This is a genomic window from Vibrio sp. HI00D65, assembly GCF_001635455.1.
Classification (GTDB): domain Bacteria; phylum Pseudomonadota; class Gammaproteobacteria; order Enterobacterales; family Vibrionaceae; genus Vibrio.
Genome location: NZ_LWEH01000091.1, coordinates 128,012 through 150,166 on the forward strand (window position 1 = coordinate 128,012; position 22,155 = coordinate 150,166).

The window sequence follows — 22,155 nt, forward strand, 5'->3', positions numbered from 1 at the left end:
GAATATTCCCTAAAATTATAAATAGAAGTGGTTTTTGACGAATTTGTAATAGTTTGACAAAGTTATCCGATGGCGGTGAAACACCGTGGATAAATCAAGCAAATCACACTTTATGTTTTGCGACCTTATCGGTTTATTGATTTTTCTATAAGCACTTCCCCCATCCCTCCTTCTACTCAAATGGTTCAAACACGGAAAGGATCACCATCGAGCAATTTAGTTAGTCAATCGACCTTGATTAGCTTGGTTGTATTATTAAAGAGAAAGGAAACTCAATATGAAATACAAGTTAAGCTCCGTATTTTTGTTAGTTGCAGCAGCCAGTGGTCATGCTAACGCTGGAGAATGTGGCAGCGTAACAATCGCAGATATGAACTGGAACTCTGCAACCCTCATCGCCAATATCGACCAATTCATCCTTGAGCACGGTTACGGGTGTGATGCCGAGCTCATCCCCGGAGATACCATGCCAACTGGCACATCCATGATAGAAAAAGGCCAGCCCGATGTTGCACCAGAATTATGGAGTAACAGCCTCAAAGACGCGCTTGATAAAGGTGTTGAAGAGAAACGACTTCGCTATGCAGGTAAAGCACTTGTAAATGGTGGTGAAGAAGGTTTTTGGGTTCCGTCTTACCTAGTTAAACAAAACCCAGAAATGGCGACAATCGAAGGTGTACGTAAGAACGCTGCGTTATTCAAACACCCTGAAGACCCAGATACATCCGCATTTTATAGCTGCCCTGCAGGTTGGAACTGTCAAATCAGTGCTGCAAACCTGTTTGAAGCACTCAACTTAGAAGACAGTGGTTTTACTATCGTTGACCCTGGCTCAAGTGCTGGCTTATCTGGCTCTATCGCGAAAGCTTACGAGCGTGAAGAAGCATGGTTCGGTTACTACTGGGCACCAACCGCCGTTCTCGGTAAATACGACATGGTTAAAGTCGACTTTGGCAGTGGCGTTGATAAAGAAGAGTTTATCAGCTGTACGACCCAAGAAGGCTGTGAATCGCCTAAAGCAACCATGTACCCACCTTCTCCTGTCCATACAATTACCACTGAAAGCTTTGCGTCGCGTGCACCGGAAGCGTACGACTACTTTACTAAGCGTGGTTTCACCAATGAAAAAATGAATGCCTTGCTCGCTTGGATGGAAGACAACCAAGCCGATGGCGAAGAAGCGAGCATACATTTCTTAAGTGAATTCCCTGAAGTTTGGCACCCGTGGGTTTCTGAAGAAGTCGTGAAGAAAGTTGAAGCTGAGCTTTAATAGCAAGACTTAGAGAGTAGTTATATTTCTCTATGGCTACGCTTCAATTCAATGGAAATAACGTCGATATACTTGATGTTATTCGTAATTCGGAGCCTTGTTCACATGGCATTTTATTTTGTGTCGAACAAGTAGCTCCGAACTATAAGGATATAAAATGGCTGACAGCAATTGGTCATCGAGCTTCCCTGAAATGGAACGCTCTGATTTGCGGGCAATTAAAAAGGCGCTAGACGGCGCATATCGTGAGTTTTCCCGTGAATATGGAGAAACGATCGAATCATTATTTGACCCTCTTCTCTCATTTCTAGTGTGGTTTGAAAAACTTCTCATCTCTACCCCATGGCTGATCGTTCTCGGTGTTTGCACTGGTTTAGTATACGCGGCGAGTCGCTCTTGGAAACTGGCATTAGGCTGTGTCGCTTCTCTACTGCTCATCGGCTACTTTGGTATGTGGGAAGATACAATGCGGACACTCAGTATCATCACTGTTTGTACTCTGGTTTCTATTTTACTGGGTATTCCTATTGGTATCGCCATGGCTCGTTCTAATCGCGCACAATCCATAGTGACGCCGCTGCTTGATATCATGCAAACCATGCCAGCATTCGTTTACCTGATCCCTGTTGTGATGTTACTTGGTATCGGTAAGATCCCAGGCTTAATTGCCGTTGTTATCTACGCAATTCCTCCGGTTATTCGTTTGACTAACTTGGGTATTCGCTTGGTCGATAAAGAAGTGCTAGAGGCAGCGACCGCTTTTGGCGCAAGCAAGAAACAGCGTTTATGGGGGGTACAGCTCCCCCTCGCAATGCCAACTATCATGGCTGGTATCAACCAAACCATCATGATGGCACTATCAATGGTAGTTATCGCGTCGATGATTGGTGTTAAGGGCTTGGGGCAACCCGTTCTTAAATCGATTACCAACCAATACTTCACTCTAGGCCTAATGAATGGGTTTGCAATTGTCGCGCTCGCGATTCTATTTGACCGAGCTTCGCAAGCTTATGCACGTAGAACCAATGCGCACCTGGGAGGGTTCAAACATGACTAAACCATTAATTGAAATTAGTGGGCTGTTCAAAGTGTTTGGACCTAAGCCTTTGTCTATTATGGACCGCGTGAAAAAGGGTGAACACAAAGATACGATCCTTGCGGACACAGGTCATACCGTTGGCTTGAAAGAGATAAATCTTCAGATTAATCGAGGCGAAATTTTTGTCATTATGGGGCTTTCTGGCTCTGGTAAATCAACACTCATCCGTCACTTCAACCGTTTGATCGATCCGACCCAAGGAAAGATCACGGTCGAAGGTATCGATGTAATGAGTTTGAATAACAAAGAACTAGAAGAGTTTCGCCGCCATAAAATGTCGATGGTATTTCAGCGCTTTGGTTTGATGCCACATCGCACCGTTGTTGAAAACGTTGCCTATGGTCTAGAAGTCCAGGGCATTAGGAAAGAGCAGCGATTGGCTAAAGCAACAGAATGGTTGGAAACGGTTGGGCTTAAGGGATACGGGAATCAATACCCAGCCCAACTGTCAGGTGGTCAGCAGCAACGTGTCGGTTTATCCCGAGCATTGTGTACTAACGCTGAAATCTTGTTGATGGATGAAGCCTTTTCTGCACTCGACCCTCTTATCCGAAGCGAGATGCAAGACCAGTTGATTGAACTCCAAGAGAAGCTTCAAAAAACGATAGTCTTCATCACTCACGATTTGGATGAGGCACTGCGTCTCGGTGACAGAATCGCAATCCTTAAAGATGGCGAGTTAGTACAACAAGGCACACCGCATGAGATTCTCCTCAATCCTGCTGATGACTACGTTGAAGCCTTCGTCAAAGATGTTAATCGTGCTCGAGCTCTTACTGTTGAAACGGTTATGCAGCCACCGTTGTATCGAATCACTTCAGAAACCATCGAGGGTGCGTTGGCGCAGATGAAAATGCTTAAACACGATTATGCCTACCATGTAACCGACGATGGCTACCAAGGACTTGTAACGAAAGAGAGCCTCGAAGATGCAGTGGAAGACTCTTCTGTTCATGATTTTAGTGATGAGATCTATGAGGAAGTGCCCGCCCTATTACCTGACGCTGTGATCGAAGAAGTCTTGCCAGACACAATGTCTTACGACTACTCACTTCCAGTCGTTGATGAAGACGGAAACCTCAAAGGCGAACTAGAGAGAAGTGCCGTCGCAGACATCTTCTCCGAGACTAGCGAGGAGGAAGTAGAACCTGCCCCAAAGCCAAAGATTGATAAGGCATCCAACCCTTCTTCAGGTAAAAGCCGCCTAATTTAATGTATATGGCCACTGATTTTATAAAAACAGCAGTGGCCTTTTTTCTTGTCGTTTATGCCTTGCTAGCACGAAAGCTTATATAGATTAATGTCGAATAAACGCCTCTTAATCATATAAGCACATAAGTGCATATTTCGTGAGACAAATCACCTGACAACAGTGCGTTAGCTTAGTCACAAGATGGCTATAAGCGTATGTCCATAAGCACTAATTCCTGTCTTTATATGCCAACCAGTTGAAATTATTCTAAAAAATGACTAAAACTTAAGAGTGGATAAAAATATTGGCCTTTAAAAATCGGGCTTGTTATTAGTTCAATAAAAGGATTTTGATTAATGAACTCGACAATAGCGTCAGACACAAAGGCAGGTGTAGATCTGCAAGCCCAGTCACAGCTTGTTGACGAAAGCGCGCTGGAGCAAATGATTCGAGACACCAGTGCCGACATCATTCCAATTTTAATCGACCACTACGTAGAAGAATCACAAACTAGATTGGTCGCGATTCACAAAGCCGCAATGAATAAAGATGCTCAAACACTCGAGTTTGAAGTACATACGCTTGGCAGCACCGCGCTCTCACTTGGCAACCGCCCTTTAGGTGAATTAGCTAGAGCATTAGAAAAGCAGTGCTTAGAACAAAACCATGAAGACGCGTTTTCAAAAGTTAGTGAGTTAATTGAATTGGCAGAACGTTCAATCGAGGCGTTAGTCCAGAGAAAAAATGCAGGTTTTAGCTAGCTTATCGACGTCACGTGTAACGGATATAAGATTCAACATAGCCAGTGACCAATATTTAAATTTATGCTTAACTTTCAATGTGCTATTGATTGGTTAGGATAAAGTTTCAAAAGGAATAACACAATGCGCCCAAAAGTATTGTTAGTTGAAGACTCCACCTCCCTCGCTGTACTGTACAAACAGTACGTGAAAGACGAGACATACGACATTTTCCATGTCGAAACAGGTTTGGAAGCGAAAACATTTATTGAAAGACACGTTCCTCAGCTTGTTATCCTTGATCTCAAATTACCCGATATGCCGGGAGAAGAAGTTCTAGACTGGATAACCGACAATGACATCCCTACCGCCGTCATCATTGCAACAGCGCATGGTTCGGTAAATATTGCAGTTGATTTAATTCAACGCGGCGCGGAAGACTTCTTAGAGAAACCAATTCAAGCTGAACGCCTAAAAACATCGGTTAACTTGCACCTGCGAAGAGCCAAACTCGAAAACCTTGTCGATGACATTCAAAGTAAGTTTGATCGTGATTGCTTCCACAACTTCATTGGTTCGTCTTTACCAATGCAAGCCATTTATAAAACTATTGACTCTGTCGCTCCCACTACCGCGAGTGTATTTATTAATGGCGAAAGTGGTACTGGTAAGGAAGTATGTGCTGAAGCCATTCACCAAGAGAGTCAGCGCTGCAATAAACCATTTGTTGCCATCAACTGTGGTGCTATACCACGTGATTTGATGGAAAGTGAAATCTTTGGTCATGTTAAAGGAGCCTTTACAGGCGCAACTACAGACCGTAAAGGTGCGGCGATGCAAGCTCATGGCGGCACACTGTTTCTCGATGAGCTTTGTGAAATGGAACTCGAGATGCAGAAGAAACTGCTTCGATTCCTGCAAACGGGGACCTTTACCCCACTAGGTGGCAACAGAGAAATCAAAGTCGACGTTAGAATCATCTGTGCAACCAACCGTGACCCACTTTTAGAGGTTGAAGAAGGACGTTTCCGTGAAGACCTTTATTATCGTGTACATGTTGTACCTATTGAGATGCCACCACTAAGAGAAAGAGGAAGTGACATTGTCATTCTGTCCAATCATTTTCTTAAACTGTATGCGAAACAAGATAAGAAAAAATTCAAATCAATTGATAAAGAGACTCAAAGCTTACTAAAGCGCTACTCATGGCCTGGTAACGTACGTCAATTGCAAAACATCATTAGGAATATCGTGGTGTTAAACAATGAAACTAGCGTGACTAAAGAGATGCTACCGCCACCAATCAATAAGGCCGACGCTGCAACGCCTAAAAGCGTGACACCAATACGAAGTGTCCCGGTGGATCCGGTAACGCCAACTATTTCTGAAACAAAGCTTCCATCGCTTACGCCTGAAGAGTTAGAGCGTTCATCAACTAGCGATGCTCCAACTTCTCCAGCGACACCGGCCTTCACGACTAGCGATGGTGCTATTCGACCTATGTGGCAGATAGAACGAGAGGCAATACAACACGCCATAAACCATTGTGATGGCAATGTGTTAAACGCAGCAGTGCTTTTGGAACTAAGCCCTTCTACTGTTTATCGTAAGAAACAGGCTTGGGAATCTGAAGATGAGTGCAATCAAGCCTAGTGCTCCTAAACCAAATGAAGTTTGGCTGTTAATAGACAGCCAAACATTTGGTGGCATTGAGACCCACGTCATCGAGCTTGCACATGGTTTACTTAAGTATCAGTGTCAAACCAGAGTGGTCCTGCTTACCAAGTTTGCTCCTCTCCCTCCTGTCGTAACGCGACTAACTGAGCTGGATATCCCTTTTAGTTACCTTAGCGAATTAGCGTCTAATCAAACCAACGCACTTTCTCAGCTCAAACAAGCGATAGGACACTATAATCCTTCCCATATCCACGCCCATGGATACAAGGCAAGCATAGTAAGTAAGTTTATAAAACTGGCAAGTATAAGCTCTTCAAAACCACGTCAAATATCGACGTATCACGCAGGTGAAGCACCAAAAGGGAAAGTTTGGCTTTATGACTTTTTAGATAGATATACCGGGTTCCTGTCGGACCACTGTTTTGTGGTTAGCAACAAGATACAAAATAAGATTCCGTGGCAAACCACCCTGCTTAATAATTTTATTGCGATCCCTGAGAGCACAGCGACTTCTGAACATTTAGATAACGAAGTCAACAGGGACAAAATCTATCACGTTGGGTTCGTCGGACGTTTAAGCCACGAGAAAGCGCCCGATCGCTTTGTCACTCTTGCTCAATCTCAAGCTAATCATCATTTTCATCTATTTGGCGATGGCCCGGAAAGGCAAACTCTCGAACAAGCCAAGCCCGATAACTTAACCTTCCATGGCCATCAATCCAGTATGGACAATGCATGGAAAACCATTGATGTTTTAGTCATACCATCTCGCTATGAAGGTTTACCGATGGCGGCACTAGAAGCCATGGCTCGCGGTATTCCAGTTATCGCGTCAAAGGTTGGTAATCTTCCACAACTCATCGACCACCAAGACAATGGCTATATTGTTCAGGGCGAAGCTGACCTACAAACTTGTTTGGTTGATTGGATTGCACTTTCTGATCAGAAAAAATCAGTTATGGCCGAAAAAGCCAGAAATACCATCATCGAACAATACTCTCTACAAGCCGTTATTCCACAGATTCTATCCTGCTACAGTGCATAACATTGCCACTCCATAGATTTAATCCCAATAACAATGGCAAACGCGTTGCCAATTTGATTCTCATTTTGACCCAACTCAACTCTGCTTTTTAGAAAAATCTAAATTAGACGTAAATACAATAATTTAGCATGATTTTATATGTGGCATTCACCTTGCTATCTCTTTAGTTAAATAATAAGAACGCTAGGGATTTACAATGAGAGACCAAGTTAATCGATTACCGCTAATTTTAGGGCTCTCATTTCTAAGCCTTAATATTGGTGCTGCTTGGTATCTCGTTCCTCACCCGGTCGTAGTCATAGTACTTGCTTTTATACCTTTGGGTGCTCTGTTAGTTATCAACAGAGCGTTTGGCTTCGTTCTACTGTTCGTCGTCTTCTCGTTCTTTAGAATTCACGAAGCACTTCCTGTCCTATATCCGATGAAAATTCCTTTGTTGCTCTCCATATGCGCACTGTCTGCTCTGCTCTGGCATGCGTTCGTCAGTAAAGAGCTGAAAATCTTTTGGCATCACTCTTTCAATTGGCTCGCCATATTTTGGGTCCTTACCATCATTGGCATCATATTCGCATCAAATCGGCAGATTGCATTAGCTGAGTTCAAAGATATTTATTGGAAAATCATCGTTATGACACTCGCGATCATGTGGTTAGTGAATACCACCGAGTACCTTGCGAAAACGGCGATGGTCATCATTTATGCAGGAGCATTGGTTAGCTGCATTGCAGTATACAACTCGGCTAACGGAATTGGACTGGTTGAGGGCTCTAGGGTAACAATCGGCCGAGACTTCGGCTCCATGTTAGGTGACCCAAACGACCTAGCTTTGGTACTCATGTTCCCGCTAGCATTTACGATCAGCCAAGCCAGCACCCCGGGAATACCTTGGTTTAAACGAGTTATCAGTGCCGTCGTTTGCGTGCTATTACTTGCTGCCATAATTGCGACACAAAGTCGTGGTGGACTATTAGGGTGTATCGCGGTTATCGGCATCTTCGCTTGGAAATTTGTGCGCTCAAAAGTGTTATTAATGTCAGGCGGTGCGATTGCTGGTATTGTCCTTTATCTCGTTGCTGGCATATCAGACAGATCCTCAGGCGGTGCGGCAGAAGAAGGTATCGATGAATCCGCAATGGGAAGAATCTATGCGTGGGAAGCTGCGTTTAAAATGGCGTTAGACAACCCTCTTACTGGTGTTGGTTTAGATAACTTCTATCCTAATTACTTTTTTTATAGCGCTCATTGGGATGGTTTAAATCACGCTGTACATAGCACATGGTTTGGCGTTCTCGCTGAAACTGGATTTATTGGATTGATTATTTTCGTGGGGTTTATCGTCTCTCTGATCAAAACCTCTCGTGCTACATTGGCGCGACTCAAAGCTGCGGGTTCCAGTGTCCCACCAGAACTCAATGCTGTCGCCTACGCGGTCTTCGCTGGCCTGATCGGTACCATTGTATCCGGGACTTTTCTAACTCAAGGCTTCAATTGGCCGATTTACATCCTCGCAGCGCTCACTGTTTGCGTATCAAATGTATCCCAAACTGCTTGTCAAAATGAGAAAATCTAAAAGCAATATCTTAAGTTTCTGAAATTATTCAAATTATTAACTGGCACACATTATGAAAGTAGTTCTGTATAACAACACAGCAGGAATATAATTATGACGCCAGCATCTCTCCACCATTTCAAACACTGGCTTAAGTTTCACCCTAATTCCCGAATCAGAAACGTGTTTTTTATCTTGAAAAACATCAGAATCGCCGATCTCCCTACCCCTCAAACCTTTAATCGCTGCCTATACTATACGCACAAGCTTGTTGTGAGCATCATTGGCGGCTTTACCCGCATTTGTTACTGGACTCCTGCGTTCAAAGGCAGAGTCGCTCAGTGCGGTAAGCGCCTATACCTTTATGGTGGCCTTCCTTTTGTAAGTGGCCCGCTACAAATCTCGATTGGTGACGACTGCCGCGTATCTAGGCGCACCACTTTCTCCGGCTGTACACAACCGCTAGAAGGTTTAGATCGCCCTCTACTCTCGATCGGCAACAACGTAGACATCGGTTGGCAGTCGACTATCGCGGTCGGAAAGCGAGTCATCATCTCAGACAACGTTCGTATCGCCGGCGGCGCTTTTCTGTTCGGTTATTCAGGCCACCCACTTGATGCAACGCGAAGAGCACGAGGCGAAGGTGATGACCCACAGCAAATTGGCGACATCATTCTTAAACAAGATGTATGGCTTGGGACCAATGTAACGGTCAAAGGCGGTGTGACAATAGGTGAAGGTGCAGTCGTTGCTGCAGGTAGTGTGGTTACGAAAGATATCCCTGCATTCTCTATTGCAGCGGGTAACCCTGCAAAAATAGTGGGACACATAAAAACGGTAGAGGTCACTAAACCAGACGTATTCGGCTCACAAGAAACACAAGGAAGCGATCATGCGTGATTTAATCGTCTTCGGTGAAGATTTTGGTGGCCTTCCGTCTTCAACACAACATCTCGTTCGTCATCTTGCAAAGCGACACAAAGTGCTTTGGGTTAATTCTATTGGCCTAAGACAACCGAGACTGTCCATGAAAGATGTAACGCGAGCATTCAACAAGTTGTTTGGTAAAACAAAAGCGTTAACACAGGACATGTTCGACTCACAGGGGCACGACAATATTACTGTCGTTAATCTCAGAACGATTCCTGCTCCAGCATCAACGGCATCCAGAAAGATCGCAAAACGTATGATGTTACGTCAGTTAAAACCCATCATTGCAGATCTAAAGCTTAAAGCACCGATTCTATGGACCTCGTTGCCAACCGCGGTCGATTTGTGTGGCCACTTAGGGGAGTCATCTGTCGTTTATTACTGTGGTGACGACTTTAGTGCATTAGCAGGTGTTGACCATAAAACCGTTGCCATGCATGAGTCTGAACTAATTGAAAAGGCAGATCTTATCTTTGCAGCGAGTCAAAAACTGATGGCTAAATTTCCAGAGAGGAAAGTGCAGCTCTTGCCACACGGCGTGGATGTGAGCCTATTTTCAACACCGACTCCTCGCGCTAAAGACTTACCGAGTAGCAACCGTCCAATTGCAGGTTTCTATGGCAGCCTTTCTAAATGGATTGATTACGACATGATCGAGCAAGTTGCAAATGCCGTTCCTGAATGGGATTTCGTTTTTATTGGCCCGAACGAGCTAGATACGCTTATGTTACCTAATTTAAATAACGTGCATTATCTTGGTCCTCGTCCTCATCATACCCTGCCAAGTTACTCTCAGCACTGGGATGTAAGCCTTCTTCCGTTTGTTGATAATGAACAGATTCGTGCTTGCAGCCCACTCAAGCTGATGGAATACTTAGCGGCGGGTACGCCGATTGTCACAACACCGTTCCCCTCGCTTGCTCCATATCAGGAACACGTGACCACAGTCGGTAGCGCTAACAAAATGATTTGGGCACTAGAGCATACTCGTGATTTAACAAACTCACCAATATCTGTTGTTGAAAAAGACAGCTGGAAAAGCCGCGGCAACTTCGTACATGGGATGTTGGAGCTATTATGAATAACCTTAAATTACGACTGTTGGGCTTGTTGAATGCGGCTTGGCGTCAACGTTACGTAATATTCGTGCCTATTCTGATCTTACCTTTCGTTGGTTTTAGTGTGAGCAAACTTGCACCAACTAAATACGATTCTCATACCAGTATGTTGATTCAAGAAACCGCGAAAATGAACCCGTTCCTTGAGGACATTGCGGTGTCGACCATGCTTAAAGATCGTATGAGTGCTTTGAGAACACTACTTCACAGTCGTCATGTACTCTATTCTGTAGCAGAAGAACTTGAATTAACGACGCCAGAGATGTCTAGCGTACAGAAACAAGAAATTATCACTGACCTATCACAGAGATTATCGGTCGATCAACTTAGCAAAGACTTTATTAAAATCAGCCTTAGCTCAGATACGCCTACAGGTATGGAAGCTACTCTGACTTCCGTTAGCCAGCACTTTATTGAACAATTGTTAGCACCTGAACGTTCTTCAATCCGAGATTCAAGTAGCTTTTTAGAAATTCATATTGATGAGCGAAGCGCTGCGTTGGCCGAAGCGGAAGAAGCGCTTGCAAAATACGTAAACGAGAATGTTCACTCAACGCTAGAAGTTCAGAGCCAAAGTTTGAATCGATTAGCTTCACTTAAACAAACACTTGCAGAAAAAGAAGCCGAGTTGTCTGGTGTTCAAAAAAGTCTTGGGTCTATCGATCAACAATTATCAAAAACTAACCCTGTGATTGGACGACTAGAAGACCAAATCATTGATACTCAAAGCGCACTAACCCTGCTAAAAGCCAAGTACACAAACAAACATAGCGCAGTAAAGGCGAAGATGTTTGAGCTAGAAAGGTTAGAAAACGAGAGAAAGGCACTACTTGCACTTAAGCAACCCGGTTTAAACAGTGATCAATTATGGGGTATTGCGAGTAGCACAACCATGAGTAAGCTGTCTGATACTCAACCGTTACTTGTGACTCAGCTGCATAGCCTTCAAATGGTTCGTGCCCAATTTGAATCTCTCAAGGAAGAAACGAAAAGCCTTCGTACCATGATCTTCGAGCTCGAACATAAAGCGAACAACTTTGGTGATAATGCGAAAGAGATGTACCGACTTCAACGTGACGTAGAAATTAAGCGCCAACTGTACGATGAATTAACCAAGCGATATGAGATGGCTCAGTTAACTGGTTCACTAGGTGTATTTGAAGAAAACAAGCGAGTGAAGATCATTGATTTACCATACACACCAAGTATTAAATCTAACATGCCCACATTCCTGTTTGTTATTGCGGGTTTAGTTGCAGGCATTGCTCTAGGTATAGGCCTTGCAATACTTTTTGAGCTCTTTGACTCTTCTGTTAAACGAAAAAGCGAAATTGAAGACATCTTGAATGTCCCTGTTCTCACTGTCATTCCCAAAATGAATTAGATAACCAAATATCACGAAAACACCAACCTTTGTTGGTGTTTTTTTTTGTTTAGGTCGGGGAAAAATCGCGTTGAGCTGCTCTCTCGTTGCAACTTGGCTCTTTGATTTACTGTCGTGATTTGATTCCCAATTTGAGAATGACAAACCTACGCACCTACTAGAGATAGAGTAAGTTATTGAAAAATAATCCCTAATATATTGGCACAGCACGTGCAGTAGAGTAACCACAACAAGAAAAACAACGAACCAAAGCTAGGTGCAACATTAAAAGCGTTATCGCAGGGAGTGTTATCATGGCGAATCAACAATCCTTTAGAACAGAAAAAAAAATAATACATGTAGTTCAACACCTCGCCCCCGGAGGCCTTGAAACACTGACTCTTGATTTACTTCGCTTGGCAAAACCAGTAGACCAAGTCTTGATTGTGAGCCTTGAAGGAACTAAGAAAGAATCCATCGACAACTGGCCTAAGCTTCAACCCTATGGGAATCAAATCGTCTTTATGAACAAAGCGCCAGGTGTTCAAGTTAATATTATTTCTAAGCTGATAACTGCGTTTAAGGCGATACGTCCAGACGTGGTTCACACTCACCACATAGGTCCACTTCTTTACGCAGGCTGTGCAGCTCGCATTTCTGGTGTCCCTACACGCATCCATACTGAGCATGACGCTTGGCACCTACAGAACAGCAAACGTCGCCGCTTACAGGCACTCGCGCTAAAAGCAGCAAAGCCAACACTAGTGGCCGACGCAACTTGCGTGTACAAACAGCTACGTTCTGCATTTAGCTACAGCAACATCATTACTATCAAAAATGGCGTCGATTGCGACAAGTTCAAACCAACATCGAAAAGCTATGCAAGAACCCAATTTAACCTTCCACTAGACAAAAAAATCATTGGGTGTGCTGGTCGATTGGAACACGTTAAAGGCCAAGACCAACTGATTAAGGCCCTAGCTCTCCTTCCTAAAAAAATGGTTGTTGTATTGGCTGGCGATGGCTCTAAACGAAAAGATCTTCAACAGCTTGCTAGCCGTCTTAACTTAACAGACCGCGTTGTTTTTCTTGGCTTGGTGGAAGACATGACCACTTTTTACGGCGCGCTCGATACCTTTTGCTTACCTTCTCGTCATGAGGGGCTACCACTTTCGACACTAGAAGCACAGGCATGCAACATCCCAACCGTTGCAATGGATGTTGGTGCTGTCGATGAAACCTTGTGCCCTGTTAGCGGAACGCTAGTGAAAAAAGGTAGTATCACTGGGTTAGCTCACGCGTTACTAGAACATCAAGGCGAGAGTTTTCTCTCACCTCGCCCATACATTCTGAATAACTTCGACATAATTAAGATGGTTGCTTCATACGATGAAATTTCGGAAGGAGTATACGCATGATTGACTTAGTACTTGCTGGTTTATGTTTGTTCTCTGGCGCTCTTATTGTCTACCATCATGCAGCATATCCAATCTTGTTACACTGGTACGCAAAGAGGCACCCAGCTCGACAAGTTGAAGAGAGTCGTCGTTGTTATAAAGATGGAAAACATGATTATACGCTACCAACTATCACGATTTTGGTACCAGCATTCAACGAGGAGCAATGGATCGCAGAAAAAGTCCGTAACCTTGCTTCTCTCGACTATCCAAAAAAGAAGCTACGAGTGATTATCGCGTGTGATGGCTGCACAGATAACACCGTCGAGATTGCACAAATGACCATCCAAGAAGCAATGTGTAGTGACATCCACTTCGAAATACATGATCATATTCAAAACCGAGGTAAAGTGGCTGTAGTAAATGAAGAAGTGACAAACATAACCAGTGACATCACTGCACTTAGTGACGTATCAGCCTTGATATCATTGGATGCACTTTTAATTGCAGCTGCTCGTTTCAAAAGTGACAAGGTTGGTGTCGTTAACGCGACTTATCTGTTATGCCCGATAGGAAACGAAGGTGAAAGCACCTACTGGCGATATCAAACTACAATTAAACAATGTGAAGCATCTTTGGGCTCCAGTTTAGGTTCTCATGGCGCCTTCTACTTGTTCAGAACTTCGCTTTTCGAGCCCATGCCACTCAATACAATCAATGATGATTTCATTTTACCAATGCAAATCGTTAAACAAGGCTACATCGCTGAATACGAAACTCAAATGGTAGCACTTGAGCTTGAAGAGTCGAACCTCAAAATCGACTTCAAACGTCGCTTACGTATCTCGGCAGGCAACATGCAGCAAGCTATACGACTGTTCGGCTTGTTCAGCCCTAAATTCAAAGGTATCGCTTTTGCTTTCTTTTCAGGAAAAGGGCTACGCCTACTGACTCCCTATTTAATGATCATGTGCTTAGTGTGTTCAGTTCTCCTGAATCACTATTTAGTATTTGAAGCACTAATGTGGGCACAGATTTCGGTATACACCATTGGCTTACTTGGCTGCATATTACCAAAACGCCTAGTCACCAGACCTGTTTTATTAATCTCTTATTTAGTGGTTGGTCATTATGCCAACTTCATCGGTGGCTTACGCTACCTATTTGGATTTGAAAACTCACCTTGGACTCATGCAAATCGTTAAGGATTGACCATGATTAATATCGACCAACGATCAAATCAAAACCTATACCAATACAAAGTCTCTCGTGCGAAGCGTACCTTCGATTTTGTAGTCTCATTGGTTGCACTTATTATTTTGTCACCAGTATTCCCTATCATTGCTCTAGCCATTGTTCTAACTTCTCGTGGTCCCGTGCTTTATCGGCAGCTTCGCGTCGGTAAATCAACACCAGAGAAAATGGAAATCTTTGAGATCATGAAATTCCGAAGCATGTACGAAGATGCGGAGTCTCGCTCTGGTGCGGTTTGGGCTACACAAAACGACCCCAGAATTACGCCTGTCGGTCGCTTCTTAAGAAAAAGTCGACTTGATGAGATCCCTCAGTTATTCAACGTGCTAAAAGGTGAAATGTCTCTAATTGGTCCACGTCCGGAACGCCCTACTTTCTACACGAAGTTAGAAAACGAGATTCCTTACTTTGCTGACCGTACTTATGGCGTTATGCCTGGAATCACAGGGCTAGCACAAGTTAACCAAGGCTATGACAATTGTATTGAAGACGTGCGCCGTAAAGTTGGATTCGACCACAGTTACGCATTAAGCCTATGCTCAGTAAAATCCTGGATTGCGACTGACCTAAGCATTATCACTAAAACGATCGTTGTGATGGTTGATGGCCGAGGTCGCTAAAAATCGACTTTGTAGTCATTTATCAGATTCTGTCACGGGTAATTCTGTACTTTTTGATTTATGTCCTTTTAAAACCAATGAGTCATTAATTACTCATTGGTTTTTCGATTTTATATATCATTTAATATTCGATGCCGCTTTGCTAAGAAAATTGAAGAGCTTAAAATTATTTACTACCGTCGTTGAGCTTGGAAGCTTTACCGCTGCCGCGAACGCGCTGGAACTTCCACGAGCAAACGTCAGTCGTCGAATCAATGATTTAGAGAAATCTCTTAACATAAACCTGTTCTTCCGTACAACGCGCAGCCTATCAGTTACAAAATCTGGCGAGCTGTATTACAACGAACTGTTGAAGACATTGATTGCATTGGAAGGTCTCTAACAATAATACAGAAAGCGTCGAGTTAGTTGCTGTGATCTAAAAAACCAACACGCAATTTACCGAAGCAATAAGCAAAAAAATACCGCTGAATCAATCAGCGGTATTTTTATATTCATACAAACGTAACTACTTAGTTTGGTTGCGCTTCGCCCACTCTTGTACGGCATCACCCATCGTTAGTCCTGTTGAGCTTTTCATCCAAAGCATGAAATCACGATCAAATTTAAACTGCTCACCAAGTTGGAATTTAAAGTATCGACGAACATTCTGAGTCGTTTTATAGCTATCTGTGATTAACGTATTCTCATCTATCTGGTTTTTGTGCCAATCAACTTTTGTCATGTACTCCAATTCCTCCTTGAAAATAAGCGATTCAAATTGCGCCACAACAGCGTCTAACTACACGTTTCTTGGTGCGAACATAATAATCGCCATACCAAGCAGCGCTACCGAACCACCAACTAGATCCCATGTTGTTGGCTTCTCACCATCGACACACCACAGCCATACCAGCGCGACTGAGATGTACACACCACCGTAAGCCGCATAAACTCGCCCTGTTGCTGTTGGGTGCAGCGTGAGTAGCCAAGCAAATGCAGAAAGGCTCATTGCCGCCGGGATCAGTAACCACACACTCTTATCTTCCCTTAGCCAAAGGTAAGGTAAATAACACCCTACTATTTCCGCTATCGCCGTAAGTACAAAAAGACCTACCGTTTTAAATTCAATCACAACTTACCTTTATCTACTGAAACCAACCCAGTTCATTCAGACAATTAACCACTTCGCTGCACTAATTGCTTTTACTCAACGCAACCTTCAAACCTTGTACGTCTTTACAACCAATATAGATATGTTTTCCACCGCTTAAGCTCAGCTTTAACGCTGTGCCTGTTGATGCATTGTACAACCAACCATCGCTCAACATTCGGATGCCAATACCGTGATACCACTTGGTTTGATAAAACGACATGTCGACGATATCAGATACCTTCACAACCTTACGCCAAAAACCAAAACCGAAAAACCAAGTCAGCGTGTCGCCTTTGAGCTCAATTGTCATGGAGAAAAATAGAGTGGCAATTAAAGCGTTTATCGACAGGGCAAACAAGGCTTCGAAGCCGTTGTGAGGTGTAAATACAATAAACACGCTGAACACAATGAGGATCAGCAGCAACCCTTTGTTAAGCTCCTTGCTATAAAACATACTTCAAGCTCCTTTGGTTAGAGGTATTGATAAGCTGCATAATCTTATCTAGGGGCGAGCCTTCTAAACATTCTAGTCGCGAAATATGGGCAGACTCCAACAGCGACTCCAATGATCATTGCCTTGATGCTACCCAGCCAAAGTATCAAACCAGAGTGCCCTTGTGCTTGCTCTAAACCGTCGGTTCTGGTCACATCGATTCCACCAAACATGTAATAAAACCATAGATAAGTGCACACAAATGGCAATAGTTCCAAGTAACGCATGCCGGTCATCAGCGCCATCTCGGAAAAATGAGAAGACGAGCAAAAAGGTAAAGATTAAAGGCGCAGACAACGCTAAAGAGACAGTGAACGCTTCTAACCCACTCTCGCCTCCATAACTATAAGTACTAAACACCATGTCCATTGAGAGCAAAAGTTGCACAAGTGTAGTCCATGTTAAACTGTTCATTGCAGTTCCGTGTCTTAGTAGTTAGCATGAAGATAAATTCGATACTCGACGGGTAACGTTTATTATCAAAAACAGCGCATCTAAAATGCGCTTATATCTCAACAGCTCGATAGAAGACTCTGTCTTTGGTAAATCTCATGTAACGAAAGTCTTAAGTCTGTCGCTCAACCTACATCATTTTGCACGCTTTGTTTTTGTTTCGCACAGATTATTGCTTGCTTAATCTTCGCCTTATGGCTCTCTTCCCACTGAGCTAATGTTAACGAGGCTTCTTTATTGGCTTTCTCTGAAGCCATTAAAAACACCTCATCTTTTCTGGACTTAGGAATAACAGCAACACCCTCGGTGTCAGCCACAATGATATCTCCGGTTGAGACGTTTATGCCTCCACATCTAATTTCAGTACCTAGTTCAGAATAGACCTCTTTTTTTCCCGGAACTGGATGAACACCTTTAGCAAAAACTGGGAATTTCATGTCTGTAATTTCAGCCAAGTCCCGAATAACACCATCAATAATGAAACCTTTTATGCCTCTACTCTTAGCAACTGCGCATACATTGCCTCCTGCAACTGCATATTCGCTATCAACGCCATCAACGACAATAATTGAGCCTTTTGGTGCTTCGTATATTGCAGAATGAAGCATTAAGTTATCACCGGCAGCTAACTGAACCGTAAAAGCATCGCCAAAAATTCGCGGCATGTTCTGCCAAAGAGGAACAATATTGAAATCCATAAAGTACTGGTTACCCAATATGTTTCCGTACTCGGTTGTCGCTAATGTAGAAAAGTCTTGCTTCATATTTACACTCCTTGTTTGAACTATGCTTAACCCAAGAAATGCCAAGCAAAGTGAATCTATTATTAGCCCATCGTCATCGAAAAGACTCGAGGAGCCCGTTAACGTACAATTTAACGGATTTACGACTTCATTTTTATTAGAGACCTGGCTCGAAATTAGGTATTGAAAAACGAAATAGCAAAGCTTCCGTACTCTAAAGAAAACAATGAAATGCAACGCATTGTGAAAAAGCGATATATTGCGATTCACTAAATAGTTGCTTAGCAGATAGCCTACAGCGCGAGTTTGAACCCTTCATGCGTTGCTTTAAATCCAAGTTTTTCATAGAACCTTATGGCATCAGGGCGCTGCTTGTCACTTGTTAACTGAACGATTGTACAGCCTTTACTTTTTGCCAGTTCGATAGCGTGTCCGAACATTTGCTCACCGAAACCTTGTCCGCGATAGTCACTATGAATTCGAACACCTTCGATAAGACAGCGCCAACTACCAATATGTGTCAGATACGGAATAAAGGTTAGTTGAAGCATCCCGACCAGAGCGCCTTCCAGTTCAACAACCAATAATTCGTTGTTTGGGTCTCGCGCAATCGCTTCGAACGCTTCAATGTAGCCACGATTCAACGGCATAGACGCATCTTCTCTTTTACTACCAAGTGGGTCATTTGAAAGCAAAACGACAAGGCTTTCCAAATCTTCAAATTCAGCTGAACGATACTTTAATTCCATCTATAAATCCTTTTTACTTCTGACTACTAACGCTGCAGTAAAGTATGAGCAATGCGACGACAAAGCTTAACATTACCATCGTAAAAATCGAACTCAACCATGGGATGGAAATGACATGCGAGCTGAATTTCTTTTGAACAATTGTTATGCAAAATTCGACAATGCTGATTTGTAAGCCTTTCTTGCCTCGGAGCTCAAGTAGCTATCCATACCTTTGAACAGCTCAAATAGCTCGGCACCATATTTTAGTTTGAACTCTTCACTGCTATAAACAAGCTCTAACTCATTAGCGACCGTTAACTCGCAAAACAACTTTGCGGTTGCAATGTCGAGTGTGAATATTGAACCAGTAAATCTGTCTTTAAACTCGATTTCTGGCACTTTGCCAAATTGAGGAAATACATAGTCTCGGTCGCATGAACAATACAAATAAACCAATGCTTCTTCATCATTACCAATAATTCGCGCTATGTCTTGGCGCTGGCTTAACGACACCATATTTTCATCGAAACCTGCTGTTCCATACGCGGCATGGAAGAGACCTGCGATTTGAAGTAACTCACTACTACCCCAGTTAATTAGAACTTGTTCAGTGCCTTTCAAGTGTGCTTCCAATGAACCGTTAAGGTGCTGAAAGTCACCTGCTCCAAGTTCTTGAAGCCTAACAAATTTTTCCATAAATCTCCTTTAGGTTAAAAAAACTAACCAATGAATGATTACGCCGTACCACTTGAACTGGATTTTGTGTAGTAATAAAGCGGGGGGCTGAAACTGCCAAGCGCGAGAACCTTTGTTAGGTGGTTTGTTGTGTGCTTAATAATTTGACTCGAATTGATATCCCTAACCAAGCCGCACCTTCACGCTTGTTAGCTGTAGAGTGCCAATTCTCAATTGAGTCCCACTCGGCACTAGTACCAGTTATACCTGAATCAAACCAGTTGCCCTGATCATCGTTAAGTACGTAATGTAATGAACCATTTACCCTGATAACTGATATCAACATTGTGTTGAAGGGCTCTAGCTCTGTAATCTTAATTTTTCCGAATAGCGACCCTGCTATTTGGAAATTCACACCCAAAGATACCAATACAGTGCACAATACCAATATCAGTGTTGCGTAAGGTATATACCTTTTTGTCACGTTTTCCTCCTTGCTACTTGAGCCTTGTTATATGTATTTCCCTAAGTACTCACTGGCATATTTTGTAGTCACCTCCCCCACAAGGTTTGAAACCATGCTTAAGTAGGATATGCTGAGAGGGAATATTTTCAGGTTAGGTCAAAGCAAGAACTTTTCTATAATCAAGTTGGCTGCCGAACGAGAAAACGGTAGAACCTGCTTAATTAGATTTTTTAATATTGTTTATTCATCCTGACCTACTAGTGTGGCTTTAAGTAGCTAGAGACCGTGAACGAAGCAACAATGTCAAGTGTAGAGAATTGAACATAAGTGTTTTGTTAGCCATTTTTCATTAGAGCTAGTTTTGAACCAAAAATAATAAATACTAAACCTGTAATTGAGTTTAACCAAGCTTTAAACTCAGCACTATCGGTAACGTTCTTAACTTTGGAAAGGACCATAACCATAATAGCGAACCATATAAAATTGACCATTGAATGAGCTGTTACTAGCACGTAGGCACTTATTGGGCTCTCAGTATCAGGCATAAATTGAGGAAAGGCTGCTAAGTAAAACATAGAGACTTTAGGGTTTAATAAATTTGTTATTAACCCTTCAGTGAAGGCTATGCGGAGTGAGGTAACTTTATTATTCCCTCCTGTAATCTTTGGGTGCTCTTGATTTTTATGGAGTGCACTCTTCATCGCTTTCAAACCAATCCAAACTAAATATGCCGCACCTAACATCTTAAATATGAAAAACGCCTGAGATGACTTAACTAAGAGTATTGAAATACCAAATATTGATAGTGTCCCATGCACATAAAACGCAACGACAAAGCCCCAAATGTTAGCAAATCCAGCTGTTCGTCCTGATGACGACACAGTTTTAGCGATAAGAACCCCATTAGCACCTGGGGAGATAACTAACAATGTCGCAACCGCTACAAAAGTTAAGATGTGGTTTATTAAATCCATATATATCCCTTTCGGGTTCAACAACCCTATGACGAAGGCTAACGCTAAATTAAGATGTAAATAGCGCCACCAACTGACCTTAATTACTAAACGGACTTGAATTCAGAGCACCAAGCGTTGCGAATCTATCCCGATTTTCTTGTTAGGTAAATTTCCAGCGTAGTGCGTTTACTTCATGTTCCTTTATAAACCTATCTTTATGATTATAATATACACCAATATCATTGTTACAAATTGAAGCGCCTTCTCGCTTCAGATTACCGTAGTGCGACGCTATTTCTGGAAATTGAGTTAAGTAGTCTCGAAAAGCAATATGCCTATTTACTGCTGGAGACCCAACTAAAAAAGCATGCACTTGGTGACTTCGTTGTATACCACCTTTTTGAAAATAACGCCTACCTGCTATCCCAAATTCACCTTTGACTTCATACCCAAGCGACTCCATCTGCTTATTGTTTTTATCCAACTCTTCTAGTGATTTCACTTCAACAAGAATATCGATAATTGGTTTCGCACAAAGACCTTTGACTGAAGTACTGCCTATGTGATGAATTTCCACTACATTAGCTGAATTCAAGACCGAACCAAGCAATACCTTTTCGTCACTAAATTCATCGGCCCATGAAGTTCGATAATCTACAACTTCAATTACTCTCGTGCTCATTACCCCTCCTTTTACCTAACGCTCTACTAAGATGCGAGCAACGCAATACCGAAGCCACCGCATACCACCTTAAACACTAAAACCAACGCATAGTGAAAATGCCACGTCTTGCGAATCAATCTTTAACAATTTGTTATGTGCGTTACTCGATTTCTGCTTTGTAGAGCTCCGAACCTACAGCAATCTCCCACAAGTACCCATCTGGATCAGAGAAGTAACCTGAAAAACCACCCCAAAACACAGGCTGTCCTTGTTTGACGATTCTTCCACCATTATCTTCAGCTTTTTTCAGCAGGCTAAGAACTTCACGAGACGAACTAACATTTCTAGCCAGTGTAATACCGGCAAAACCTGAACCATTTGGTTCAATACCAACATCTTTTGCTAATTCGGATTTGGGAAACAGAGCTAGTTCCGGACCATCAATATCCATGAATACAATTTCGTCAGATTGATAACCTGTGCGCTCTAATCCAAGTACGGCTTCATAGAATTTTGCTGAGGACTCGATATTTGATACCCCCAATGTAATGATTGATGGTTTTCTCATTTTATCTCCAAGGACAT

24 protein-coding genes and 1 pseudogene are annotated in these 22,155 nt (G+C 42.8%); 14 read left to right on the top strand and 11 right to left on the bottom strand.

Annotated elements, in window-relative coordinates:
- Positions 1–277 precede the first annotated feature (277 nt).
- The 14 genes and pseudogenes from A3712_RS09205 to A3712_RS09270 form a co-directional block, all read left to right on the top strand.
- On the top strand, positions 278–1,270 hold the full coding sequence (locus tag A3712_RS09205; RefSeq protein WP_063523186.1) for an ABC transporter substrate-binding protein: 993 nt from the start codon (positions 278–280) through the stop codon (positions 1,268–1,270).
- 157 nt (positions 1,271–1,427) lie between these two features.
- On the top strand, positions 1,428–2,327 hold the full coding sequence (locus A3712_RS09210; RefSeq protein ID WP_063523187.1) for an ABC transporter permease: 900 nt from the start codon (positions 1,428–1,430) through the stop codon (positions 2,325–2,327).
- Positions 2,320–3,582 carry a quaternary amine ABC transporter ATP-binding protein gene (locus tag A3712_RS09215; protein WP_063523188.1) on the top strand — a complete coding sequence of 421 codons (1,263 nt, stop codon included), beginning with the start codon at positions 2,320–2,322 and terminating at the stop codon, positions 3,580–3,582. Before A3712_RS09210 ends, A3712_RS09215 begins: the two co-directional genes overlap by 8 nt.
- A 335-nt stretch (positions 3,583–3,917) precedes the next feature.
- The gene (locus tag A3712_RS09220) at positions 3,918–4,322 is read left to right on the top strand and encodes an Hpt domain-containing protein (protein ID WP_063523189.1); all 405 of its coding nucleotides are present in this window, start codon (positions 3,918–3,920) and stop codon (positions 4,320–4,322) included.
- A 123-nt stretch (positions 4,323–4,445) separates the two neighbouring features.
- A complete protein-coding gene (locus A3712_RS09225) occupies positions 4,446–5,954 on the top strand; it encodes a sigma-54-dependent transcriptional regulator (protein ID WP_063523190.1) in 1,509 nt (502 codons plus the stop codon).
- Positions 5,935–7,023, top strand: a complete 1,089-nt coding sequence (locus tag A3712_RS09230) for a glycosyltransferase family 4 protein (protein ID WP_063523191.1) — start codon at positions 5,935–5,937, stop codon at positions 7,021–7,023. Before A3712_RS09225 ends, A3712_RS09230 begins: the two co-directional genes overlap by 20 nt.
- 196 nt (positions 7,024–7,219) lie before the next feature.
- Complete coding sequence (locus A3712_RS09235; RefSeq protein WP_063523192.1) at positions 7,220–8,593, top strand: O-antigen ligase family protein; 1,374 nt, start codon at positions 7,220–7,222, stop codon at positions 8,591–8,593.
- 93 nt (positions 8,594–8,686) lie between these two features.
- A complete protein-coding gene (locus A3712_RS09240; RefSeq protein WP_063523193.1) occupies positions 8,687–9,472 on the top strand; it encodes an acyltransferase in 786 nt (261 codons plus the stop codon).
- A complete protein-coding gene (locus tag A3712_RS09245) occupies positions 9,465–10,583 on the top strand; it encodes a glycosyltransferase (protein ID WP_063523194.1) in 1,119 nt (372 codons plus the stop codon). Before A3712_RS09240 ends, A3712_RS09245 begins: the two co-directional genes overlap by 8 nt.
- Complete coding sequence (locus A3712_RS09250; RefSeq protein ID WP_063523195.1) at positions 10,580–12,004, top strand: GumC family protein; 1,425 nt, start codon at positions 10,580–10,582, stop codon at positions 12,002–12,004. Before A3712_RS09245 ends, A3712_RS09250 begins: the two co-directional genes overlap by 4 nt.
- 293 nt (positions 12,005–12,297) lie before the next feature.
- A complete protein-coding gene (locus A3712_RS09255) occupies positions 12,298–13,401 on the top strand; it encodes a glycosyltransferase (RefSeq protein WP_063523196.1) in 1,104 nt (367 codons plus the stop codon).
- On the top strand, positions 13,398–14,585 hold the full coding sequence (locus A3712_RS09260) for a glycosyltransferase family 2 protein (protein ID WP_063523197.1): 1,188 nt from the start codon (positions 13,398–13,400) through the stop codon (positions 14,583–14,585). Before A3712_RS09255 ends, A3712_RS09260 begins: the two co-directional genes overlap by 4 nt.
- 9 nt (positions 14,586–14,594) lie before the next feature.
- Positions 14,595–15,254 (top strand): sugar transferase, encoded by a 660-nt coding sequence (locus tag A3712_RS09265; RefSeq protein ID WP_063523198.1) that lies wholly within the window; start codon positions 14,595–14,597, stop codon positions 15,252–15,254.
- A 139-nt stretch (positions 15,255–15,393) separates the two neighbouring features.
- Positions 15,394–15,627: pseudogene (locus tag A3712_RS09270) on the top strand (LysR family transcriptional regulator); the annotation flags it as partial.
- 135 nt (positions 15,628–15,762) lie between these two features.
- Here A3712_RS09270 and A3712_RS09275 read toward each other — a convergent pair.
- From A3712_RS09275 to A3712_RS09325, 11 genes are all read right to left on the bottom strand, one after another.
- Positions 15,763–15,978, bottom strand: coding sequence for a DUF6434 domain-containing protein (locus tag A3712_RS09275; protein ID WP_063523200.1), 216 nt, complete (start codon positions 15,976–15,978; stop codon positions 15,763–15,765).
- A 57-nt stretch (positions 15,979–16,035) separates the two neighbouring features.
- Entirely contained in the window at positions 16,036–16,368 is a 333-nt protein-coding gene (locus tag A3712_RS09280; protein ID WP_063523201.1) for a YnfA family protein, read from the bottom strand.
- Between the two features lie 61 nt (positions 16,369–16,429).
- The gene (locus tag A3712_RS09285) at positions 16,430–16,843 is read right to left on the bottom strand and encodes a hypothetical protein (RefSeq protein WP_063523202.1); all 414 of its coding nucleotides are present in this window, start codon (positions 16,841–16,843) and stop codon (positions 16,430–16,432) included.
- 44 nt (positions 16,844–16,887) lie between these two features.
- Complete coding sequence (locus A3712_RS28225) at positions 16,888–17,055, bottom strand: hypothetical protein (protein WP_231891785.1); 168 nt, start codon at positions 17,053–17,055, stop codon at positions 16,888–16,890.
- A gap of 405 nt (positions 17,056–17,460) precedes the next feature.
- Entirely contained in the window at positions 17,461–18,099 is a 639-nt protein-coding gene (locus A3712_RS09295) for an RraA family protein (RefSeq protein ID WP_063523203.1), read from the bottom strand.
- A gap of 272 nt (positions 18,100–18,371) precedes the next feature.
- Positions 18,372–18,827 carry a GNAT family N-acetyltransferase gene (locus A3712_RS09300; protein ID WP_063523204.1) on the bottom strand — a complete coding sequence of 152 codons (456 nt, stop codon included), beginning with the start codon at positions 18,825–18,827 and terminating at the stop codon, positions 18,372–18,374.
- Between the two features lie 144 nt (positions 18,828–18,971).
- Positions 18,972–19,505 (bottom strand): DUF6817 domain-containing protein, encoded by a 534-nt coding sequence (locus A3712_RS09305; protein WP_063523205.1) that lies wholly within the window; start codon positions 19,503–19,505, stop codon positions 18,972–18,974.
- Positions 19,506–19,620: 115 nt separating this feature from the next.
- Positions 19,621–19,968 carry a hypothetical protein gene (locus tag A3712_RS28230; RefSeq protein ID WP_082856208.1) on the bottom strand — a complete coding sequence of 116 codons (348 nt, stop codon included), beginning with the start codon at positions 19,966–19,968 and terminating at the stop codon, positions 19,621–19,623.
- A 317-nt stretch (positions 19,969–20,285) separates the two neighbouring features.
- Positions 20,286–20,924, bottom strand: coding sequence for a LysE family translocator (locus A3712_RS09315; RefSeq protein WP_063523206.1), 639 nt, complete (start codon positions 20,922–20,924; stop codon positions 20,286–20,288).
- Positions 20,925–21,066: 142 nt separating this feature from the next.
- Entirely contained in the window at positions 21,067–21,588 is a 522-nt protein-coding gene (locus tag A3712_RS09320) for a GrpB family protein (RefSeq protein ID WP_063523207.1), read from the bottom strand.
- 142 nt (positions 21,589–21,730) lie between these two features.
- Positions 21,731–22,138 (bottom strand): VOC family protein, encoded by a 408-nt coding sequence (locus A3712_RS09325; RefSeq protein WP_063523208.1) that lies wholly within the window; start codon positions 22,136–22,138, stop codon positions 21,731–21,733.
- Positions 22,139–22,155 lie beyond the last annotated feature (17 nt).